Source organism: Streptomyces virginiae (assembly GCF_041432505.1).
Taxonomy (GTDB): Bacteria; Actinomycetota; Actinomycetes; order Streptomycetales; family Streptomycetaceae; genus Streptomyces; species Streptomyces virginiae_A.
The window spans coordinates 8,844,241-8,865,057 of sequence record NZ_CP107871.1 but is presented as its reverse complement, the minus strand read 5'-3'; the positions used below and the strand labels follow the sequence as shown (position 1 = coordinate 8,865,057).

Here is a 20,817-nt window from a genome sequence, read left to right as displayed (position 1 = left end):
CCGATAGCGGTCCGCCGTTTCTTCCGGTAGAACCGATCCGTCTTCTGGCTGGATTTACCGGATAGCGGTACACGCAGTGGCGCGGGTGGAGCTCCTACTTCCGCAGAACCGGACGCGGGGACTCCAGAGCCTTCTTCACCTCTGCATCGTTGCCGAGCGTCAAGGGCAGCCTGGTGGACTTGTCGAACGTGGCCTGAAGAAGCTGGCTGACGTCCAGATTCGCCGCTACGCGCTCACCGACGAGATCTGCACCCCTGAGGTCGAGCCCCTTGACCTTGGCATCGGTGAACACCGCAGCCGAAAGCCGTGCCCTCTTCAGGTCCGCGCCCGTGAGGTCCGCCCGCTGCAACTCGGCGCCGAACAGGTTGGCGCCCGCGAGGCGAGCCCCTGCCAGATCGACTCGCCAGAGGGCGGTGAGGGACAAGTCCACGACTTGAGACTCGGACCGGGCCGGACGCCGACCGAGGACCGTGAGCGCCGCCTGGACGTCATCCTTCGGCGCCGGGAACCCCATCTGATCGGATGGGTCCGGGAGCTCGGGATCTGGAGCTGGGGCGTGCTGCCGCACGAAGGCCGCGAGTACCTGCACCACCGTGTCGTGATCCTTCTCAGAGTCCCGCATGATGCGTTCCAGCGCGTAGATCCCGCCCAGGCGCTCGGTCAACCTCACCTCCCTCCTGCCGTCCTTGTCCTTCGAGTCCTGCGCAGCCAGAAGCTTGATCGCTTCGACGTATCGGCCTGTGACCTGGCCCTCTCGGGTCAGCTCCGCCTGATCGCGGTCCTTCTCACGGGTGTGCTCGAACTGCTCCAGCGCGTGCTGATGGCTCCGATGTGTGTAGGACAGGCCGATCCCAGCCGTGACGGCAACACCGAGGGCAACCAGCATGGTTCGGAAACCCGTGATGACGACGCCGTCGGCGGGCTGGAGGTTGTTCTTCCGGAGGTGGGCTCCATCGAACCACCATGGCCCCTTCCACAGCAGCAGCAGGTACACAACGAGTGCTATGAGCACTCCCAGCACCAGCACCAGCCCACGCCACGAGAACTTCTTCTTCGCTGCCATCACGCCGAGAAGTATGACTGCGATCGTCAGGAACCCGCGGGGCAACGGGACTCTCTACGCCTCTACGAGGGCTCCGGCCAGGTCCTCCACGCACCCCGCACCGGCCGCAACGTCGAGGTCGCCCCGCTCGACTCCGCCATGCCAGCCAGCGACTACCGCGGCGCAACGCGCGCCTGACAGGCAGGCTCGGTGGTGGACACGGACCATTCAAGTTCTATGCAGGTCAAACCGTGTGATGGGCCGTTGGGAGTCCAGTTGTCAGTGGGCCGACCTATCCTCAGGCAACCCCGCACGTGGGGTCCACCTCGTGATCTGAACAGAGGACCGATGGCCAAGATTGACCCCGTCGCCCGAGCCCGCGAGATGTCCGCGCGCGGCGTAGACCTGTTAGTGCCGTACCCCGGGGCGGACAAGCGCTGGCCGGGGATATGCCGGACCTGCAAGGCCGAGACGAAGTCTTCGTACAGCAGCGTCATCAGCAAGGGCCAGGGCGTCTGCTGGAAGTGCAGCCAGCGCGCGAGCTCCCGGGCGGCGGCGGAGAAACGAGCCATTCCCCACGTTGTCGCAGCCGCCAAGATCCGGGCGGCCGGCGCCGAACCGCTGGAGCCGTTCCCCGGGACAGCTACGACTTGGCGGTGTCGCTGCAAGTTTTGCTCACGAGAGATCGACGTCTGGTACACCAGCGTGGTTCACGCAGGGAACGGGCCGTGCGAATACTGCTCGGGCAGCATGCGCATTCCGGACGCTGAGGCGCACGCCAAGATGATCCTCCTCGGGCTTGAACCGCTCGTGCCGTACCCCGGCGCCAACGCTCCCTGGCTCAGCCGCTGCGCGACCTGCAAGAAGATCAGCGACCCCACCCTGAACAACGCCCGCAAGACCAAGCACGACTGCCGGTACTGTGCGAAGCGGGCCACCGATTCGGACACGGCCATGCAGATCATGGCCGAGGCGGGACTCACTCCGCTGACACCCTTCCCCGGCACCGTGAAGGCTCCCTGGCCTGCAATTCACAACGCCTGCGAGAAGCGAGTGGCGAACACACTCGACAAGGTCATCCAGCGTCGTCGGGCCGCCTGCTCGAACTGCGCCCGGTACGGCTTCAACCCCGAGCTTCGCGGCATCCTCTACTTGATGGTCCACCCCGGCCTGGGTGCGGCGAAGATCGGAATCTGCAACCAGCAGAGCGGGCGGATCAGTGAGCATAAGCGGCACGGTTGGCTTCCCGTGATCCAGCGTGACCTCAATGGCCACGACGTGATCCTGGCTGAGGACCACGTGCTCGCCCGGTGGCTGAGCCTCGAACTTCCCCATGGCGTGCGCAGGGCGGACATGCCCCAGGGCGGATGGACCGAGACCGTCGCCCTGATCGACCGCAACATGGAACTGCTCGTGGGCGACTTCCATGAGGCAGTCAACTCCGTACCTCCGAAGAACCAGGTCTTCCTCAAGGAAGACGACGAGGACCGCCAATCCGTGCTCGGGTAGAGCTGTCGCCTGAACACCGCTGCGGCAACTCAACCGCTGCGCCATCCAAGGGCATCCAGCAAGGGCGATTGCGGCGCCGCTGGATGCCCTAGGGCGTGTCTCTTTGATGGGTTGGTCAGTTGATCGGATGTGTCCGTCCGATTAGTGATCACTGATGCGATGTGGGACCGGATCGAGCCGCTGATGCCGGCCGATCCGGTCCGCGGCAGGCGGTGGGCCGACCACCGCCGCACCCTCGAGGCCATCGCCTGGAAGTACCGCACCAACTCGCCCTGGCGAGACCTGCCCGACGAGCTCGGCCCGTTCCAGACCGCCCACAGACGGCTGATCAGATGGGCGGTCGACGGGACCTGGCAGGAGATCCTGACCGCGGTCCTGGCGGCCGCGGACGCCGTTGACGACATCGACTGGACCGTCTCGGTCGACTCCACCGTCGTCCGAGCCCACCAGCATTCCGCCGGAGCACGCAAAAAGGGGCCGAAGGCCGCGACGAGCCCGCCGACCACGCCCTCGGACGCTCACGCGGCGGCCTGAGCACCAAGGTCCACCTGGCCGCAGACGGCCGAGCACGACCCCTGGCCCTGACCGTCACCGCGGGCCAGGCCGGCGACGCACCGGCCTTCGAAGCGGTCATGTCCCGCATCCGCGTGCCGCGAGGCGGGCCGGGCAGGCCCCGGACACGGCCGTTGGCCGTGCTCGCGGACCGGGCCTACTCCTCACGCGCCATCCGGGCCCACCTGCGACGACGCGGGATCCGTGCGGTCATTCCGCAGCCGTCCGACCAGGTCGGCCACCGCCTGCGACGAGGACGCCGAGGCGGCCGCCCGCCCGGCTTCGACGCTGAGGTCTACAAGCAGCGGAACACCGTCGAACGCTGCATCAACCGGCTCAAGCAGTGGCGCGGCCTGGCCACCCGATGCGACAAGCTCGCCATCGCCTACCAGGCCGCACTCCACCTCGCCGCCATCCTCATCTGGGCACGACGCTGACCAAAGAGACAGAACCTAGCCGCTGTGCGGCGGGCATGATGCCGGACATGGATGCACACGAGATCCTCAAGAAGGCCCAAGAGCTCCAGGCAGCACAGCAGGCCGCCAAGCAGGCCGCGATGGCCCCGCTCGCGGAACTCCTCGCCACCCGAATCCGCCTGCAGAACCAGCTCACCGACACCGAGGTGCCCTACGGTAAGGCGTACGCCGCAGCGGCCGCGGCGGGCTGGTCCGCCGCTGAGCTGACCGAGATCGGGGCCACCGAGCCGACACCCCGGCCCCGGGCCCGGAGGTCGAAGTCCGGAGGCAGGACGGCGGCACCTGCCGCTGCCGCCGAAGCCGGCACCGAGATCCCCTCTCAGACTCCCGTCAACGCCTAACGCCTGCGCTCACTCTTCGGGGGAGGGCTCTCACTTTCGTTCCGAGGTTGCGCATCCACGTGCCCACTACGGCTCGAAGCGGTCGAAGGTGCCGCAGCCGGTGCCGCTGGCCACGCACGCAGTCACGAGTTGCTCGTCGACTGAGTACGCCTCGATCGCGGGCACCAGCTGTCCGAGGACGTCGATGCCGACGTCGGTGAAAGGGAGGCTCATCTCCGCTGGGTGTGGCTCTTCTGAAGGGAAGGTGCGGATGGGTGGTGAACCCGCATCGGGTCTGTTCCAGTCAGGAGAGCCGCAAGTCGATCCAGGGGATCGTGTCTCCAGGTAGCAGGTATCGCTCGGTCTCGACGAAGCCGTGCTTCAGCGCAAACCGGAGTCCGTCCTCATTGGAGGACAGAACGACGGTCTCGATCACCTCGGCCCCCAGTTCCCGTGCCCGGTTGACCCCGCGCGCATAGAGTTCCCCGCCGAACCCCTGCCTGCGGTGAGGGGCGAGCACTCGGGCGATGACTGTGGCCGTCCGTGTTTCGTCCGTCGGCGGGCGGACCGTGCTGCAGCCCACGAGATCGTCACCGAGATACGCGATCTCCAGGTGGTGGCGCTGGGCACGTTCCCGTACTTCGTCCAGGCACAGGGAATGGGTAGGAATGATCACGTTGTGGGCGTACTGCCAGTCTTTGAGCATGGCGTCGCCGTCCGGCCGCTGGATACGAAGATCAGACATCTCAGCAGGAGACCCGAGGACACCTTGGACGTCAACTCTGCTGGGTATTTCTATGTCTTCGGACAAGTCCCGAATCAAGCCATGAGGTCGTATTCCTGCTGGTCGGTCGCGGGGTAGAGGCGCTCGTGCTCGCGGGCTGCGTGGTAGCGCCAGTAGGAGTCGAGGTCGCCGTTGGCGACGACCGCGCGGAGCCGTAGGACGGCTTCGGCTCCGTCCAGGCCCCAGCGGGCGCCGGTGATGTCGAGGCGATCAGCGATCAGATGACGGCAGGCGCCCTCGACCGCCCCTGTGGCGATCGGCCACCCGCTGTTGAGCGCGGTGTCGTAGCGGAGCTGGTCGAGGTGGCCGGTCAGGTAGCGGTGGCAGGCGTCGACGGCCTCGCGTCGGGCGGCCGACAGGTGTTCCCGGTCGGCTTGGGCGGTCATCTGGTCGGCGGTGCGGGAGGCATGGCCAGCGAGGATCGCGGTCAGATGGTCGGCCGCCCAGCCTTCGGCCTCGGTGGTGCCGGGCTTGTTGAAGGCGTGGGCGGCGGCCCAGACGTACTCGGCGACGTGCACGAAGTCCAGCAGCACGTGCAGCGTGACACCGCGCCGGCCAGCCTCGGCGGTGACCAGGTCAAGCTGATGACGGGCGCCGTCGACGAGGACGATCCACGGCCGCAGATGCTTCGGGTCGCGGGCCTGGGCTTGGTCGAATGCGTCGGCGATGACCTGCGCGGGCGGGCGGACCAGCGAGGCTGTGCACCATTTGTTCTCGGCCTTCGGCCCCGGGCGAGCGGGGCGTTCGCCCCTTCGGCCGCCGGGCGGGTGGATCACGTCGTGGGGGCGCCTGGGGGCCGGGCGGGTGTCGAAGACACAGGCCACGGTCGCCATCCGCTTCCGGTTCGGCTTCTCGCCTGGCGCGAGCCGGCCGCGATGACCGCTGGCGGCTTTCGCGGCGGCCCGGCGGGTGGCCTCTCGCAGGGCCTCGGGCCGCATGACCACGCCCTTGCCGTCCACCTGGACCACCAGCGGCATCTGCCGGCTGCATGGGAACGGGATCCGGGCCTGGTAGAAGCTGTCGGCGTCGACCGCGGCCGCGACCACCAGTTCTTCGAGTCGGCGTTTGCCCAGCACCTTCCCGCAGCGACGCTCGACCGCCTGCTGGGCTTGGTCGAACGAGCCGCGCACGGCTTCGGTGACCGCGAGCCGGCGCAGGCCCATAGAGTGCCGGCCCGCAGGAAGTGACAGCGCGGCGTCGGCGGGGTGCACGTTGCCGACGCCCGGGCCCCGATGAGCAACCCGGCCAACGCGGACCAGCCCGAACACAGTGGCCAGCCAGCGGGAGTGTCCCGTCTCCCGCCAGGGCCTGCCTCGTCCCTCCGGCCCCACCACGAGAGGCCTGCTGCCGGCGCGGACCGGCTGTTCTTCGCGCATCGCACGCAGGTCCAAATGGTCCTGCAGCAGCTGCCGTAACAGCTCCCGCCCGGCGGCGTCGAGGTGTTCTTCCAGCTCGGCGTGGGTCCACGCGCCCGCATCCGTGCCCGACAGGGTGCGCATCAGCGTCTCGAAGGCACTGACCGAGCGGGCAAAGAGGTCAGCGGTGGCATGAGTGTCGTACGGTTTCATCTCCGGGGCTCTTCCTGTCCTGCATCCGATTGGGTCGCACCTTCGAATGTAGGGGGAAGAGCCCTGCTATCAGCTGGAGTTAGGCGAAGCATCCGATCGGCGGCGGGCCGGGGTGAACATGCCGGGGGTGTCCTCGTCCAGCCAGCCCCGTTCCACCAGCCGCTTCAGCTTTGACCGGGTTCCCTCGATCTTCCCGGTCTCGGCCGGCAGTCCGATCCTTGGCACGATCTGCTTGGCGCGGACCGGCCCCGGCGCGTCCGCCACCACCTCCACGATGTCGCGGTACACCGACGGCAGCACATCCTGCATCATCCCGGGCTGCCAGTTCGGCACGGTCAGCACCCCGATTACCTGCCTCTCGGCCCCCGCATACGCCGACACCGCCCGCTCACCCGCAGGCGACTGTCCGGCACCGGCCGCCGCCACGGACACTTGCGGATCCATCTCCGCGAGCACTTCGGCGACCGTCGCCCGCGTGATCCGCAGACGCTCCAGCCCCTCCCGGGCCACCTCCAGCCTCCCGGACAGCTCAGCGAGCTCGGCTTCGAGCTCTTCCACCCGAACCCGGGCGGCCGCCTCGCGGGCTTCCAACTCCTCGAACAGCGAGCCCATCCGCTCCCCCTCCTCCACCACCACGGTAGAGACGAGAAGCCCCGAACACAGCCCGATCAGCGTTCTCCCAGCTCAGCACTTCCCTTCAAAGGAACTGCACCCATCTCCGCTGGCCGGTGTTCCTCGCACCAGGTGTCGACTTCGACGTTGAACGGGAACGCGTAAGCGACCTCGATCGTCCCCTTACGGACCTTCACGTAGGTGGGTACGACTGAACCTTCCTCCTCGGTCCCCCGGCCGAGGAGGGAATGTTCCCAACACCACTCCGGGTCGATCTGACTCCAGTCGGGAAGCACGGGCAGACTCCCCAACCTGATGTGCTCAATCTGCTGTAGTACCCGTGTCGTGTCGGTGCTGCTCGGAGTCCAGCCACGGTGGTGCAGAAGCTCGTTCAGCCGGGCGCGCAGCGCGAGGGCGGGCGCATCCGCAGGAGACGGTGCGGTCTCAGCGCCGAGGGTAAGCGTCATGGGCCCACAGTCTGTCGGCGGGTTCGCCTCTCGGCCGACCCGACACTCTCCCCACGTCCTAAGAGCTCGTAACAGGATCTTGGTGAGATGCCCTGGTCGGGCGTAACCGGTGTGATGATTCGGCCGTTCGTGAGTGTGTGAGCACTCGGCCGTGGATCGTGGACGATGACTTGTGGGCACTGATCGAGCCGCTGCTGCCGCCCTGGCCGGCGAGGTCGCCTGGGCCTCGGCCGGTGGCGGACCGGTTGTGTCTGCAGGGCATCCTGTATGTCCTCTGCAACGACATCGCCTGGCAACTCCTACCGCCCGAGCTGGGGTTCGGCTCGGGGCAGACCTGTTGGCGGCGCCTGGAGCGGTGGCAGCGGGCCGGGGTCTTCGACCGGCTGCACCGCATCCTGCTCGCCGAGCTGAACGCGGCCGGCCGTCTCGACTGGTCCAGGGCATGCGTGGACGGCTCCCACATCCGGGCGAAAAAGGGGGAGCCGACACCGGTCCGTCGCCGGTCGACCGGCGGAAGACGGGCAGCAAACACCACCTGATCTGCGACGGACGCGGTACCCCGCTGAGAGTCATCACGACCGCGGCGAACGTCAACGACGTCACCCAGACCCTCGCTCTGGTCGACGGCATCCCACCCGTGGCGGGCCGGCCAGGTAGGCCCCGCCGTCGCCCCGAGGCCCTGCTCGGAGACAAGGGCTACGGCTCCAACCCCAACCGCGATGAGCTGCGCAAACGCCGGATCCTGCCGGTCATCTCCCGCAAGGGAGCCCCGAACATCAAGGGCATGGGCAAGCTCCGCTACGTCGTCGAGCAGACCTTCGCCCTGCTTCACCAGTTCAAACGGCTCGCCGTCCGATGGGAACGCCGCACCGAACTCCACGACGCGTTCGTCTCCCTCGCCTGCAGCCTCATCTGCTGGCGACGCCTCAACAAACCCGCCTCATGATCGTGTTACGAGCTCTTAGGGTTATCGCAAAGCCTGGCGGGATGGTTGCTTTCCAGTGTTCCCGCATGTGCCTCGCTTTGGCCTGCACAGCCCTGTGGTTCGCCAACCTGAATGTGCCAGCTTCAATGTGCGCCGCGTCGGTGGCCATGGCGCAGTACTTGGGTAGCACGCGGCTGGGCTTCGGTCTTGATGGTGCCGACCAGATGCAAACGGTCGTTTGGGCTGGCCTCGCGATGGCGGGCGTATCGCCACATGCGGGTCTCTTCCTCATCTCGGGGCAGGCACTCCTCGCCTACTGGATCTCCGGTCTGGCCAAACTCGCCGGCTCCTCGTGGCGGGCCGGCGTGGCGCCGGGCAAGATCGCGACGACGGTTGCCCACGGAAGCGCCACGGCAACTATGCTGCTCGGCCGGTTCTCCGGTATCGCTGCTGTTGCCACCATCATTTTTGAGGTCGCTGGCCCTTTCATGGTGTTCACGGGGTTCGTGGGTGGCTTGCTCTTCGTGACCTGCGCCGCGGCCTTTCACGTGACGATCGCCGCCTCCATAGGGCTCAACAACTTCGTGTGGGCCTTCGGTGGGGCGCTTCCGGCCGTGCTCTGGCTGGCGTCCTCCCTACCTACGTCGTAACGAGTGGGAAAAGGCGCAGTCAACAGGTCAGCCGTGTTGCCGCTACGGCGTCGGAACGAACCCGCTCTGCACGGCCTGTAGGCAGGCCCGGCAGGAGCAGTTCGCCCGCCCCTGACCGTGACCGAAACCTCCCCGTCGGCCCCGATCACCCTCGTCCTCCCCGACGGGCAGGCCATCGAGCGGGTACGACTCTACGAACGCGAGCAGCTCGACACCGGACTGTGGATGTATCGCATAGGTGTTCCCTTGTGGCAGGCCGCCGTGGGCGGCGGCGTCGAGCTGGCGGAGTACAGCACGTGGGTCACCGCCGCACAGCTGCGCCCGCTGCCCGGGGTCGACCTGGGCGGCATCCCCGCCCACCCGCGGACCCGTACCTCGGTGCCGGGCCGGTGGGCGTGGCTGCTCGACGGCCGCACCCACGGCCGGCCCGCCACCGTCCACGCCGAAGGCTGCCCGAGCACAACGGGCCGGGCGCACCCGCTGGACACCACGCAGGCACTCGACGTGCTCGCACGGCCCGGCACCGTCGCCTGCACCGCGTGCGACGCCGCCGAGACGCTCCTGCCGATCCTCGCGCACGGCCGGAACGACGCGCCCGCCTCCGGCGACTGATCAGGTCAGACGGTCGGTGAGCCCGTGTAGTCGTGGCGTCGGTAGCCGTGTCCGTCACCCTGCCAGTCCAGGAGAAGCACCGAGTCGCCAAGGGCGGACGGGCCGGCCCGGTGGCTGATGGTCGTGGTCCGGTAGATGCCGGAGCGCTTCCCGCCGGACGTGCTGTCCTCCAGCCGCGCCTCGAGGCCGGGGAAGTCCCTCTCGACCACCACGAGGTCGGTGCCCTCGCGGGACTGTTTGATCTGCACGCGCAGCTTGGCCCCGTCGAAGATCGTCGTGTCGTCCACGGGGTAGAAACCGGGCCCGTCCCAGCGCACTTCGGCGTACGCGTACACGGTGCCCCCCGGACCGCGCCGCACACGTCTTCACCGTGATCTTCCAGTTGTCCGGCCACGGCCCGTCATAGCTGCTGTCGTCGATGTCCTTCGTGCTGCTCGCGCACTTGTAGGTCGCGGCAGCCGAGGCGATGCGGGCACCGCTGCCGCGGACGGGGCGTGATCGGCCCAGACCATGTGGTCGATGTGGTGCGACGCTGTCGAGAACGCCGAAGTCGGCTGCGCTCTGCCAGGAGTGATCTCCTGGCAGAGCGCTCGCGGTTGCGGGCTGTTCGTCCCGGCTATCCGATGGTCAGGAAGGTGTTCCAGCCGTCCTCGTCACGGCCGATGGGGGCGCCGACGGTGCTGGTTCCGCCTTGGAAGAGCCACTGGTTCTCGTTGTTCCCGACGGCCCAGATGTCGGGGATGCCGTCACCGTTGGCATCGGGAGTACCGAGGACCTTGGGGTAGGCGGCCCTGCCCCAGCCCGTGGTGGCGTAGGTGTAGTCCTCGGCGCCCTCGGAGTTCGCCTTGGACTCCAGGGACGTGAGGTCGACCCCGCCGTTGACGCCCGGCTTGCCCTTGCGCAGGGCCAGGCCGCGGTTGGCGTTGGTGTTGTCCCGGAAGATCAGGTCCGGGACCTTGTCCCCGGAGACGTCCCGGACGCCGACGATGTCGCGGCCCGCCCAGCCGGTGGCCATCTTCTTGTAGGAGGCGAAGCTGGATCCGGTGTAGCCGGAGAACACCCAGAAGCCGTCGGCGTCCAGGGCGAACATGTCGCCCAGGCCGTCGCCGTCGATGTCCTCGGTGACGACGAGCTGCCGGAAGACGGACGGATCGGGGGCGCTGAGCGGCATCTGCATCTGCATACGGCGGCCGACGTCGAACTGGCCGGTGCCGGTGCCGGGATAGATGTAGAGCTTGCCGTCGGGCATCCGCGCGATCAGGTCCGTGAGGCCGTCGCCGGGGTACCAGTCGGTGGCGTGAGCGATGAGTGCGGACTGGCCGGTGGCCGGGTCCTTCCAGTAGCCGGGGGCCACGGGCTTGCCGTTCTCGATCGCGCCGGGGAGGTAGGCGTCGGTGTCGCCGCCCTTGTCTCCCGCGTAGGTGCGTAGGTTGCCGTCGTTGTCGATGGCCAGGAGGTCGGGGTTGCCGTCGCCGGTGACATCGCCGGGCGTGTCCTGGCCGGGCCTCGGCCTGACGAGGAAGCCGTAGGTGCTCTGGTTGGAGATGTTGCCGGACTTGCCGACGGTGCGGACGTAGAGGACGTTCGGACCGGAGGTGTCCACCTGGAGCGGGACGGAGACCGTGTCACTGCCCGGGTTGGGTACGGCCTTCTGGTCGAAGGAGGGCCGGTTCAGGCTCCACTGGTACTCGCGGATGTCCTCCACCTTGGCGCCGTTGCCCTTGATGGTGAAGCTCTGTCCCGTCGTGCCGACGGGCTCCGTGCTCCACTCGTTGAAGTCGTCGCCCTGCGGCGGGAAGGCGGCGGAGGAGACGGCCGGGTTGGGCGGGACGGTGTGGCTGACGGTGAAGGTGCACCAGCCACCGCCACCGGAGTCGTTCGGGCCGCTGTCTGACCACGCGCCGTCCTTGTCCGTGGCGCGTGAGAGCCAGAAGTAGGTCTGGCCGTCGGTGAAGGTGTTCCAGGGCACCTCGGCGGTGACGACGCCGTCGCTGTTGGGCACGAACCACTGGTCGAAGACCGGCTGTCCGCCGGCGGCGGGCCACACCAAGATCTGGACCTTGTCGAGGTTGCCGTCGCGGTCGGTGCCCTTCGCCTGGAAGGTGACGTTGGTCTTGCCGATACCGGTTCCGGGCCAGCTGGTCAGGCACGGGCCGCCGGGGAAGGTCTGCATGTTCGCCGCGATCGGCGTGTCCGGGCGCGAGTTGTAGACGACGTCGATGTACGGAGCGGTCTCGCCGTTGGCGAGGAACTTCTTCCAGTAGTACGAGTCAGACTCGTTCGGGGCGGCGAAACCCAGGGACAGCGCCCCCCATCTGTTGTTGGCTGCTTCGGCGACGAGGCCCTTGATGTCGGGTGCGATCCAGTCGTCGGGGCACGCGCTGTCGTGGCCGTATCCCGAGTACTCCGAGGCGACCACTCTTCCCCAGTGGGCCGCGTTGTTGGTGTTCTTCCAGGTGCTCGACGACGTGATGTACGGGGTCGAGTAGATGAGCATCTGTTTGGTGTCGCACGACCACGAATAGGTCTGCAACGCCCGAACGCGGGCCGAGATGATTTCGGACCCGTGGAGCTGGCTGCCGAAGTCGAAGTTGAAAATGGAACGGGAGGTACCGCCGCTCGTGGACTCGTATCCGACGCGGGCTTCGGGCGCGCCGCTCGCGTTGAAATTCTGCCCGTTGTAGAAGCTTGAATTTTCCGCCGTCTTGTAAAGCAGGGTCCAAGCGTGCTTGTGTCCCTTGAACGGAGGGTCGATGAAGACGGGATAGACCGTTTCCGGCGCATTCAGCAGCGCGCTGTCCGGGGTGAGGGACAATACGTTGTCGGCGAGCGCCGCCGCTACGGGCTTCAGGCGCGCGCCCTCCGCGCCGGCCAGACCGGACAGGGCCAGCGTCGGGTGCTGCTTCGCGACGTCGGTCGGCTTCCATGCCGGTTGGTTGTCGGTGGTGGCGACCTTGCCGCTGGAGTCCCACATCATCGGGGTCGGCGAGCCCGCGATCTCTTGGCCCTTGGCGTCACGGGCGCTCAGAGCGTCCGACTCGTCATCCAAATGGAATGTCATGTCCGGGCTGCCGAGCCGGTACTTCAGCTGACCCAGCAGCGGATCGGCGGCCGCCTGCTTGTCCTTGACGACCAGCAGGTGCGAGTAGCCGCCGTCCTGCGCGGTCATCACCAGGTCGATCCCGGGGCGGACGTTCTCGTACAGGGCGCGCGGGCCGTCGATGACGGGCGCGGGCAGGGTGCCGGGCCAGCTGACGGTCATGTCGTGGCCGTCGGTGGTCAGGTGGACCAGTTCGGTCCACTCCTGGCTGGGCGTGTCCTGCCGCAGGGCCACCCGGTTCACGCCCCGGGCAGTGCGTTCCCCGCCGCCGGCCTGCTCCTTCGACCCCCCGCTGAAGAAGACGCGGCCGTTGACCGCCTTGGCCGCGTAGCCGCCCTCCACCCGCTCCAGACCGGTGTCGATGGGCTTCCACTGCCCGTTCACGTTGGCACGGAAGGCCGAACTGTGGATCTGCTTGCGGAACGACCCGTCAGGCCGCGCCCAGGTCGTGGTGTTGGCGCTGCGCGCGGCCGTGACCTCGACCTCTTCGCCGCTCTCCTCCGCCATCCGGCGAGCCTGCGGCTCGGCGACCCGAGCGTCCTTGTCGGGTCGGTTGTGCACTTTCCCGTCGCCGATCACGTACACGCCGACGGGCACCGCGACAGCGGTGGCCACCAGCATGGCCAGAGCCCCCAGAGCACGCCGGCGCCTGTACCACCTACGCGCGGGTGCGGGGGCTTCTCTTTCAGCCCTTTGTGGCGGACTTTGGCCCGCGGAATCGCTGACAGACACGAGGTACTTCTCCCCCCTCGGGCGGCCGGGATGGCAGCCCTCGGCACTCACTAAATAATTTAGGCCATTGGCCTGAAACCGGTGAACAGCTCGCTCTGTCACTGCATTTCAGGCGAAGGGCGTGCGAGCTGAGCATGAACCATCTCTCCGACATCTTCACCCCCTGCATCGCCTGCCGGGCGTGTCGTTAGCGGGCGATTTGCGTCGAATACCCCAGGGTATACACCCGGCAAAGTGACAAAGCCCACACCGAATAGCGGAACTGTGGCTTTTTCGATTCACGGGCCACAGAATCGGTGGCTAATTGTCAGTTTCCTGCCTGCCATGCGCCATTGCCGTGGCGGCAGAGCGTGGGGGGGTCCACATGTCGCCGTTCTCGGCGAACAATTTCCGCCTGCCCGGAAACAGAAAGGCGCGCGCAACACGCGCGCGCCTCGCCGGGCGCGCCGGCATCACTCTCTCCGTGGTGCTCGTCGCAACTCTTCTGCCCGTCCAGGCCTGGGCGGCGCCACCGGGCGACCGCAGCGGTGTCGAGCTGCCCGGCCTCCAGAAGGACCTCAAAGTCAGGCCTGACCAGGCCGCCATGGACGCGCTCGGTCGATGGGTGGGTGATCCTCCGAAGCCGCTCGAGGACTACACCCCGACTGCGGTGGCGCCGCCCGCGGAAGCCTCGGCCAGCATCCCGCTGGCTCCTACGCCTTCTGCCGACTTCGTCCAGGTCGGCTCGCTCCCGGTCAGCATCGGCAAGGTGCCAGGGACGGGTACCGCCCCGACGGGTACGTGGTCGGCGGCCGTCGAAGGCCGCGCGAAGACCGAAGCCGCCGGTGTGGACGGTGCCATCATCAAGATCACGCCGCCCGTCGACGCCGTGAACCCGGTCGACGTCGCTCTGGACTACTCGAAGTTCCAGGACCTGTACGGCACCGAGTGGTCCTCACGTCTGAAGCTGCGGCAGTACCCCGCGTGCTTCCTCGACCACCCCGAACTGCCCGAATGCTCGGTCTCCGTGGACGTCCCGAGCTCGAACGACGCCGGTGGCAAGAAGGTCGTCGCGACCCTCGACCCGGCTGCGACCCCCGTTGAGGGCATGCGGACCATGAGCGTCGGCGGCGCCGCGGGCGCCATGGCGGTCGTCGCCTCCGACGGTGCGGCGGGCGCGGGTGGCTCGTACAAGGCCACCTCTCTCTCGCCGTCGGGCTCATGGACCGCCGGTGGCAGTGGGGGCGGTTTCTCCTGGACCTACCCGCTGACGGTGCCCCGGGCGCCGGCGGGCCCCACCCCGTCCATCGCGTTCTCGTACTCCTCGCAGGCGGTGGACGGCAGGACGTCCGTGACGAACGGTCAGGCGTCCTGGGTCGGTGACGGCTGGGACTACAACCCGGGCTTCGTGGAACGCCGTTACCGCTCCTGCTCCGACGACCTGAAGGCTTCGTCGAGCGGCAAGCCGAACAACGACAACTCCGCGGACAAGAAGAAGGGCGACCTGTGCTGGGCCGGCGACAGCGTCGTCCTGTCCCTCAACGGGTCGACGACCGAGCTCGTCCACGACGCCGCGAGCGGTGCCTGGGTCCCCGTCACCGACGACGGCTCCAAGGTCGAGCTCAAGACCGGCAGCGGCAACGGCGCCAAGGACGGGGAATACTGGGTCGTCACCACGCGTGACGGCATGCGGTACCACTACGGGCGCCACAGCGTCGGCACCCACGGGGACGGCTCGTCGCCCATGACCGTGACGGACTCCGTCTTCACCGTCCCGGTCTTCGGCAACCACCCGGGCGAGCCCTGCTATCAGGCGGCCTACGCGAATTCCTCCTGCACCCAGGCCTGGCGCTGGAACCTCGACTACGTCGAGGACGTCCACGGCAACGCCATGATCATCGACTGGGCGAAGGAAGAGAACCGCTACGCCAGGAACGAGAAGGTCAACGAGAAGGACCGCGCCAAGGTCGGGTACATCCGCGGCGGATACCCGACCCGCATCCTCTACGGACTCCGCGCCGACAACCTCGCCGGTGCCCCTGCGGGCCGAGTCGAGTTCGGTGTGGCGCAGCGGTGCTTCGAGGAGAAGAACGTCTCCTGCGCCGAGTCCCTGTTCGGTTCCAAGAACGGAATCGGATGGTACGACACCCCCGCCTCCCTTAACTGCAAGATGGACGCGGCGGTCTGCGAAACCTTCTCTCCCACGTTCTGGTCGCGCATGCGCCTGGACCGTGTCACCACCTACGGTCAGCGGACCGAGGGATCCACGGCACTCACCAAGGTCGACCAGTGGGCCCTCAAGCAGTCGCTCCCCAAGCACCGCACCGATACGAGCCCTCCGCTGTGGCTGGAGTCCATCACCCGGACCGCCTACGGCGCCAAGAACAGCACCCTCGGTGTCTCGCTGCCCCCGGTCTCCTTCAAGGCCAACGCGGTGGACATGCCCAACCGTGTCCTGAAGGCCGACCGGAACGGGAAGCCCGACGCCGCACCGGACTTCGACAGGCTCCGGGTGGGCACCATCCTCACCGAGACCGGTGGTGAGATCGAGGTCAAGTACTCGGCCCCGTGCGCGAAGGGGACGAGCGTCCCCGACTTGGCGAAGAACACCACGCGCTGCTTCCCCGTGCACTGGTCCGCGGACACGGGACTGGACCCGGACAAGGTCCCGCCGATCGAACTTTTCAACAAGTACGTCGTGGACAGCGTGGTCGAGAAGGACCGGGTGGCACAGCGCCCCGACGTCAAGACCAGCTACACGTACGAGGACGCCGCCTGGGCCAAGGACGACGACGAGTTCACCAAGCCCGACCGGCGTACCTACAGTCAGTGGCGCGGCTACGCCAGCGTCCTCACCATCAAGGGCGAGACCGCGAACGCGGGCAAGGCCAACGCGACTGAGCAGAGCCAGACCCGCACCCGATACTTCCGCGGTCTGTCCACTGATACCGCCAAGGTCACCGTCAAGGATTCCTCGGGTGCGGAAGACCTGGGCGAGGACCTGCGTCAGTACCAGGGGCAGGTTGCCGAGACCATCACTTACACCAAGGCTGGCGGCAGCGTCGAGAGCCGACAGCTGTCTGCACCTTGGCGGAGCAAGCTGATCGCCTCCCGGCCCCGCATCGACAACACCCCCTTGGAGGCGTACCGCCTGGGCACGGCACGCACTATCGAGATCAAGTCCGTCAGTGGCGGCAAGTCCCGGATGGTGCGCACCCTCAATACGTACGAGGAAGAGCCCACTTCCTACGGTCTGTTGCTCACCACACAGACCGATGTCTCGGAAAACAAGGGCACTGGCTGGACCACCGTCAAGCAGTCGTGCACCAAGCCCAAGTACGTCCACAACCCCACGAACAACCTGATTGGTCTGCAGTCCGAGGTCATCGAGACGACAGGTGACTGCGCCGGCGGCGGCCTCGAGGCCGGCACGCGCCTCAGCGCAACCCGCAGCTCCTACGACGCGGTGAACGCCTTCGGCACCGCGCCCACCAAGGGCCTTCCGTACCAGGTCGACAGCACTGACGCGGCAGGCACCGGCTGGACGACGTCCGGACGCACCGAGTACGACGCGCTCGGCCGCGCCATCAAGACATACGACGCAGCGGGCAACCCATCGAGCGTGGCTTTCAGCCCCGCGACGGGACCAGCGTTCTCCACCACGGTGACCAACGCCCTCGGGCACACCGTGACCACCAAGGTGGACCCGGGCCGCGGCAACGTCCTGGAGGCGACCGACGCGAACGGCCGGAAGGTCACCACGGTCTACGACGAGCTCGGCAGGAGCATCGAGATCCGGACACCTTCGCAGAAGCCCACCGATCCGGCGGCCTACACGTTCGAATACCAGATCGCCGAACTCAAGACGCCGGCTGTCATCTCCCGCGCCCTCAAGGACAACGGCACCTACAGCACCTCCATCACGATCTACGACGGATTGCTGCGGTCTCGCCAGACCAAGACCGAGGGCCCGGGCGGTGCCGTCCTGGTTGCTGACGCCCTGCACAGCGCGAACGGAACCGTCAGCCAGACCAACAACGGCTACCTCGTAGAGGACAAGCTGGATACGAAGCTCTACGTCCCCAAGTCGGTCACCGAGATACCCAACTCCACCCAGACTGCCTACGACGGCCTCGGTCGCGTCGTACGTGTCACCAAGGTGGAGAAGGGAGAAGCCCGGCAATCTGCGATTACCCAGTATGGCGGCGACTGGACCCTGACCCGTAGCGCCATTTCGCCCACGGGGTCAGCCCCATTGCCCGGCAGCCGCGCAGTTAAGACGTCGACCGACCCTCTGGGCCGTACCTCTGAGATCGAGCACTACACCGCCACCGATCTCAGCACATCGAACAAGACCAGCTACACCTACGATGTGCGGGGCAAGCTCGCCAAGGTCACCGACGCGGCCAGCAACAACTGGGTCTACTCCTACGATGCCCGCGGGCGGAAGACTTCATCAGACGATCCCGACACGGGCAAGTCGACGTACACCTACAACAACCTCGACCAGCCGGTCTCGACGACCAACGTCTACAACGTCACCCAGTACACCTCCTATGACGTACTCGGCCGCAGGACCGCGCTGCGCGACGACTCCGAAACCGCCGACCCCATCGCCACCTGGACCTACGACACCCTCCCGGGCGCCAAGGGCCAGCCTGTCGCCTCCACCCGCAAGTGGGGCGCCGGCTCGTACAAGACTGAGGTCACCGGCTACGACAGCGAGTACCGGCCGACCGGATCCCGGATCACCATCCCAGACGTGCCTGCCACGAAGGGGCTGGCCGGCAGCTATGCCTACAGCACCACGTACACCCCCACGGGCAAGGTCCAGTCGACGACCCTCCCGGCCACGATCGGCGGTCTCGCCGCCGAGAAGCTGATCACCCGCTACAACGCCGACGGCATGGTGCAGACCATGTCGGGCCTGTCCTGGTACACCTCCGACACCGTCTACAGCCCGTACGGCGAGATCCTGCGTACCGCCTCCGGCAACGCACCCCACCGCGTGTGGACCACGAACACCTACGACCCCCACACCGGACGGGTCGCCGCGGCAACCAGCCACAAGGAGACGCGCGACTCCGCGTCCGGCTCGAATCTTCTCTCCTCGCTCAGCTACACGTACGACGCGGTCGGCAACCCGACCGCCATCAAGGACACCTACCCCGGCAACACCGCGCAGTCACCGGCCCTCGTCGACCGTCAGTGCTACAGCTACGACGCCATGGGCCAGCTCGCACGCGCCTGGACGGGCAAGACGGAAGGCTGCCCCACCGGTCCCACGGGCCCAGACCGGACGGAGGTGGGATCGGGTACGCCGGGTGATGCCTACTGGCAGGACTACCAGTTCGACGCCATAGGCAACCGCACCAAGCTCACCGACCACGATCCCGCCAACAGCGCCCTCGACGACGAGACGACGTACACCTACGGCGTGGAGATCACGGGCGGCGCCCTGCCGAACCCGAAGAAGCAGCCCCACGCCCTGACCAAGGTCAACAAGACCACCAAGACGCCCGGCTCCACGGTCGACTCCCTGTCCACCTACACCTACAGCGCGGCGGGCAGCACCAATACCCGCACCATCGATGGTGACACCCAGACCCTGAACTGGGACCGCCGCAGCAAGCTCCTCTCGGCGACCAGCCCCGGCATCGGTTCCGTCGCGGTCACGGGCCTCTCCGGCAAGTGCCTCGACGTCCAGGACGGCAACACCACCGACGGCACTCCCGTCCAGCTGCTGTCCTGCAACGAGACCAAGCCCCAGCAGTGGCGCATCACCGGCGACACCGTCCAGGCCCTCGGCAAGTGCCTCACCTCCGAGAACGGCAAGGCCGTCCTTAAGGCATGCACGCCGGGCGCGCAGAGCCAGAAGTTCACCTACCGGGAGACGGACAAGGCCCTCGTCACCGGCACCAACCAGTGCCTCACCGTCCCCAACGACAATGACGCCGAGGGCAACGACCTGCACACCTTCATGTGTGCCAGTCCTGCCCCGACTGCCGCCCAGCAGTGGAGCTTCGGCAACCTCACCAGCTACCTCTACGACGCGTCCGGTAACCGGGTCATCCAGGAAACCGGAAGCGCCCGGACCCTCTACCTCGGCGAAACCGAGATCACCGTCGACAAGGCCGGCAAAGCCATCGACGCCGTCCGCTACTACAGCAGCCCCGGCGCCCCAACCACAGTCCGCCGTACCAGTGGCAAGACCACCAACCACACCCTGTCGCACCTGCTCGCCGACCACCACAACACCGCGACCATCAGTGTCGACCAGAAGGTCGGCCAGCCGGTCACCCGGCGCAAGTCCGACCCGTACGGCAACCCTCGCGGAAGCCAGCCCGCCAACTGGCCCGGCGAGCGCACCTTCCTCGGCACCGGCACGGACGACAACACCACGGGGCTCACCCACATAGGCGCCCGCGAATACGAAGCCAGCACCGGCCGCTTCATCACCGTCGACCCGGTCATCGACATCACCGACCCGCTTCAGATGAACGGATACACCTACGCCAACGGCAACCCCATCAGCAACCTGGATCCGGATGGCCTCAAGTACTTCGTTGGGGGTAATGAAGACTCTGGATTCCAGGCGCCGCCTTCGTCAGCGTCTAACAGTCAGGGTGCTGGCGGCAAGCATGAAAGAAGATATTACGGCGGCAGTACGCCGAATATCAACGTTGTTAAGGATGGCAAGAAACCGCCAGTCGGGCACTATAAGCACACTTGCAACCGTGCGGGCTGCAGTAAGAAGTGGGTCGATCAGCCCCTCGGGAACGATCGGGATTATGCTGCCGGGCTCATGATCGGGGCCGTGGACACGCTGACAGTCGGTTGTTACGCTTTCAAGCTTTTTGGGGAGGTTACGTGCGCTGGCGACGATATGAGGAAGTATGCAGTTAAGGACTACGACGTAGACTTGACTAGTGCCGCTTACGAGCAGGGAACAGGTCAAGGAGGTGCGCTCGCCGGGCTGCCCCTTGGGCCGGTTGGTCCGGAAGCAGCCAGCGCATCAACTTTCTCATCCTTGGTTTTGAGGCGGACGCTTGTCGCGCAGGAGGCGAAGGAGGTTCCGTACCTACTTCGCGGCTACATTAAAGCGCCGGGATCTGACGGGATTCCAGTTTCAGGCCGTGTTTCCCCTGCCCAGATGGCGGCTCTCATGAACGCAACTAATGCGGAATGGGGGCTCGTGTATAAACTTGGGCCGAAACCTAACGGGGGTGGAGGCCAGTACTTCCTCTACAGCGGTAGGGAGCACTCGGTGACGATGCATTCAGGCCCCGACAGGATGTGGATATATCACACCCACCCGACGCATCCCTATGCGAGCGCCAAAGATCAAGCGAACGTTCTGTATCAAATCGCCGAAGGGTCGCCTCAGCGATCGTCTCAGATTGTACTGCGAGATGGCTCTACAATGAGATATGGTGGACCATACGGAGATGGGCGTAAGCTCCCTGAGATACTTAAGAAGCCTTAGCTG

15 protein-coding genes are annotated in these 20,817 nt (G+C 66.9%); 7 read left to right on the top strand and 8 right to left on the bottom strand.

Going from position 1 to position 20,817, the window contains the following annotated elements:
- Positions 1-94: 94 nt before the first annotated feature.
- Positions 95-1,063 carry a pentapeptide repeat-containing protein gene (locus OG624_RS40885; RefSeq protein ID WP_371640780.1) on the bottom strand — a complete coding sequence of 323 codons (969 nt, stop codon included), beginning with the start codon at positions 1,061-1,063 and terminating at the stop codon, positions 95-97.
- Positions 1,064-1,390: 327 nt separating this feature from the next.
- Here OG624_RS40885 and OG624_RS40880 point away from each other — a divergent pair, with 327 nt between their 5' ends.
- The 3 genes from OG624_RS40880 (at position 1,391) to OG624_RS40870 (ending at position 3,920) form a co-directional block, all read left to right on the top strand.
- Positions 1,391-2,551 carry a hypothetical protein gene (locus OG624_RS40880; RefSeq protein ID WP_371640779.1) on the top strand — a complete coding sequence of 387 codons (1,161 nt, stop codon included), beginning with the start codon at positions 1,391-1,393 and terminating at the stop codon, positions 2,549-2,551.
- Positions 2,552-2,710: 159 nt separating this feature from the next.
- Positions 2,711-3,540 (top strand): IS5 family transposase gene (locus OG624_RS40875; RefSeq protein WP_371640932.1). Its coding sequence is split into 2 segments (ribosomal slippage): positions 2,711-3,023 and positions 3,023-3,540, totalling 831 coding nucleotides; the frame shifts between segments, so codons are not numbered across the junction.
- 47 nt (positions 3,541-3,587) lie between these two features.
- The gene (locus OG624_RS40870) at positions 3,588-3,920 is read left to right on the top strand and encodes a hypothetical protein (protein WP_371640778.1); all 333 of its coding nucleotides are present in this window, start codon (positions 3,588-3,590) and stop codon (positions 3,918-3,920) included.
- A gap of 66 nt (positions 3,921-3,986) precedes the next feature.
- Here OG624_RS40870 and OG624_RS40865 read toward each other — a convergent pair whose 3' ends face one another.
- The 5 genes from OG624_RS40865 to OG624_RS40845 all read right to left on the bottom strand — a co-directional run bounded on the left by OG624_RS40865 (position 3,987) and on the right by OG624_RS40845 (position 7,330).
- Entirely contained in the window at positions 3,987-4,133 is a 147-nt protein-coding gene (locus OG624_RS40865) for a hypothetical protein (RefSeq protein WP_371640777.1), read from the bottom strand.
- Positions 4,134-4,203: 70 nt separating this feature from the next.
- The gene (locus tag OG624_RS40860; protein ID WP_331719581.1) at positions 4,204-4,644 is read right to left on the bottom strand and encodes a GNAT family N-acetyltransferase; all 441 of its coding nucleotides are present in this window, start codon (positions 4,642-4,644) and stop codon (positions 4,204-4,206) included.
- A 74-nt stretch (positions 4,645-4,718) separates the two neighbouring features.
- On the bottom strand, positions 4,719-6,251 hold the full coding sequence (locus tag OG624_RS40855) for an ISKra4 family transposase (protein WP_331719580.1): 1,533 nt from the start codon (positions 6,249-6,251) through the stop codon (positions 4,719-4,721).
- Between the two features lie 69 nt (positions 6,252-6,320).
- Complete coding sequence (locus tag OG624_RS40850) at positions 6,321-6,887, bottom strand: hypothetical protein (RefSeq protein WP_371640776.1); 567 nt, start codon at positions 6,885-6,887, stop codon at positions 6,321-6,323.
- A gap of 32 nt (positions 6,888-6,919) precedes the next feature.
- Entirely contained in the window at positions 6,920-7,330 is a 411-nt protein-coding gene (locus OG624_RS40845; protein WP_371640775.1) for a hypothetical protein, read from the bottom strand.
- A gap of 155 nt (positions 7,331-7,485) precedes the next feature.
- Here OG624_RS40845 and OG624_RS40840 point away from each other — a divergent pair.
- From OG624_RS40840 to OG624_RS40830, 3 genes are all read left to right on the top strand, one after another.
- A protein-coding gene (locus OG624_RS40840) for an IS5 family transposase (RefSeq protein ID WP_371640931.1) occupies positions 7,486-8,276 on the top strand; the annotation gives its coding sequence in 2 pieces (ribosomal slippage) (positions 7,486-7,801 and positions 7,801-8,276; 792 coding nt in all).
- A gap of 41 nt (positions 8,277-8,317) precedes the next feature.
- Entirely contained in the window at positions 8,318-8,905 is a 588-nt protein-coding gene (locus OG624_RS40835; protein ID WP_371640774.1) for a hypothetical protein, read from the top strand.
- 117 nt (positions 8,906-9,022) lie between these two features.
- Positions 9,023-9,517: a DUF6233 domain-containing protein gene (locus OG624_RS40830; RefSeq protein WP_371640773.1), complete on the top strand. Its 495-nt coding sequence runs from the start codon at positions 9,023-9,025 to the stop codon at positions 9,515-9,517.
- A gap of 5 nt (positions 9,518-9,522) precedes the next feature.
- Here the strand turns inward: OG624_RS40830 and OG624_RS40825 are convergent, their stop codons facing one another.
- On the bottom strand, positions 9,523-9,876 hold the full coding sequence (locus OG624_RS40825; RefSeq protein ID WP_371640772.1) for a hypothetical protein: 354 nt from the start codon (positions 9,874-9,876) through the stop codon (positions 9,523-9,525).
- Between the two features lie 257 nt (positions 9,877-10,133).
- Positions 10,134-13,238, bottom strand: coding sequence for a DNRLRE domain-containing protein (locus OG624_RS40820; protein ID WP_371640771.1), 3,105 nt, complete (start codon positions 13,236-13,238; stop codon positions 10,134-10,136).
- A 475-nt stretch (positions 13,239-13,713) separates the two neighbouring features.
- Between OG624_RS40820 and OG624_RS40815 the strand changes: the two genes are divergently transcribed.
- Complete coding sequence (locus OG624_RS40815; RefSeq protein WP_371640770.1) at positions 13,714-20,814, top strand: ricin-type beta-trefoil lectin domain protein; 7,101 nt, start codon at positions 13,714-13,716, stop codon at positions 20,812-20,814.
- Positions 20,815-20,817 lie beyond the last annotated feature (3 nt).

Bases quoted from the DNA above. Each gene is read 5' to 3' on its own strand.
- OG624_RS40855 (WP_331719580.1), bottom strand. From the start codon at position 6,251: ATGAAACCGTACGACACTCATGCCACCGCTGACCTCTTTGCCCGCTCG.
- OG624_RS40845 (WP_371640775.1), bottom strand. From the start codon at position 7,330: ATGACGCTTACCCTCGGCGCTGAGACCGCACCGTCTCCTGCGGATGCG.
- OG624_RS40820 (WP_371640771.1), bottom strand. From the start codon at position 13,238: ATGCTGGTGGCCACCGCTGTCGCGGTGCCCGTCGGCGTGTACGTGATC.
- OG624_RS40880 (WP_371640779.1), top strand. From the start codon at position 1,391: ATGGCCAAGATTGACCCCGTCGCCCGAGCCCGCGAGATGTCCGCGCGC.
- OG624_RS40865 (WP_371640777.1), bottom strand. From the start codon at position 4,133: ATGAGCCTCCCTTTCACCGACGTCGGCATCGACGTCCTCGGACAGCTG.
- OG624_RS40870 (WP_371640778.1), top strand. From the start codon at position 3,588: ATGGATGCACACGAGATCCTCAAGAAGGCCCAAGAGCTCCAGGCAGCA.
- OG624_RS40835 (WP_371640774.1), top strand. From the start codon at position 8,318: ATGGTTGCTTTCCAGTGTTCCCGCATGTGCCTCGCTTTGGCCTGCACA.
- OG624_RS40860 (WP_331719581.1), bottom strand. From the start codon at position 4,644: ATGTCTGATCTTCGTATCCAGCGGCCGGACGGCGACGCCATGCTCAAA.
- OG624_RS40815 (WP_371640770.1), top strand. From the start codon at position 13,714: ATGTCGCCGTTCTCGGCGAACAATTTCCGCCTGCCCGGAAACAGAAAG.
- OG624_RS40885 (WP_371640780.1), bottom strand. From the start codon at position 1,063: ATGGCAGCGAAGAAGAAGTTCTCGTGGCGTGGGCTGGTGCTGGTGCTG.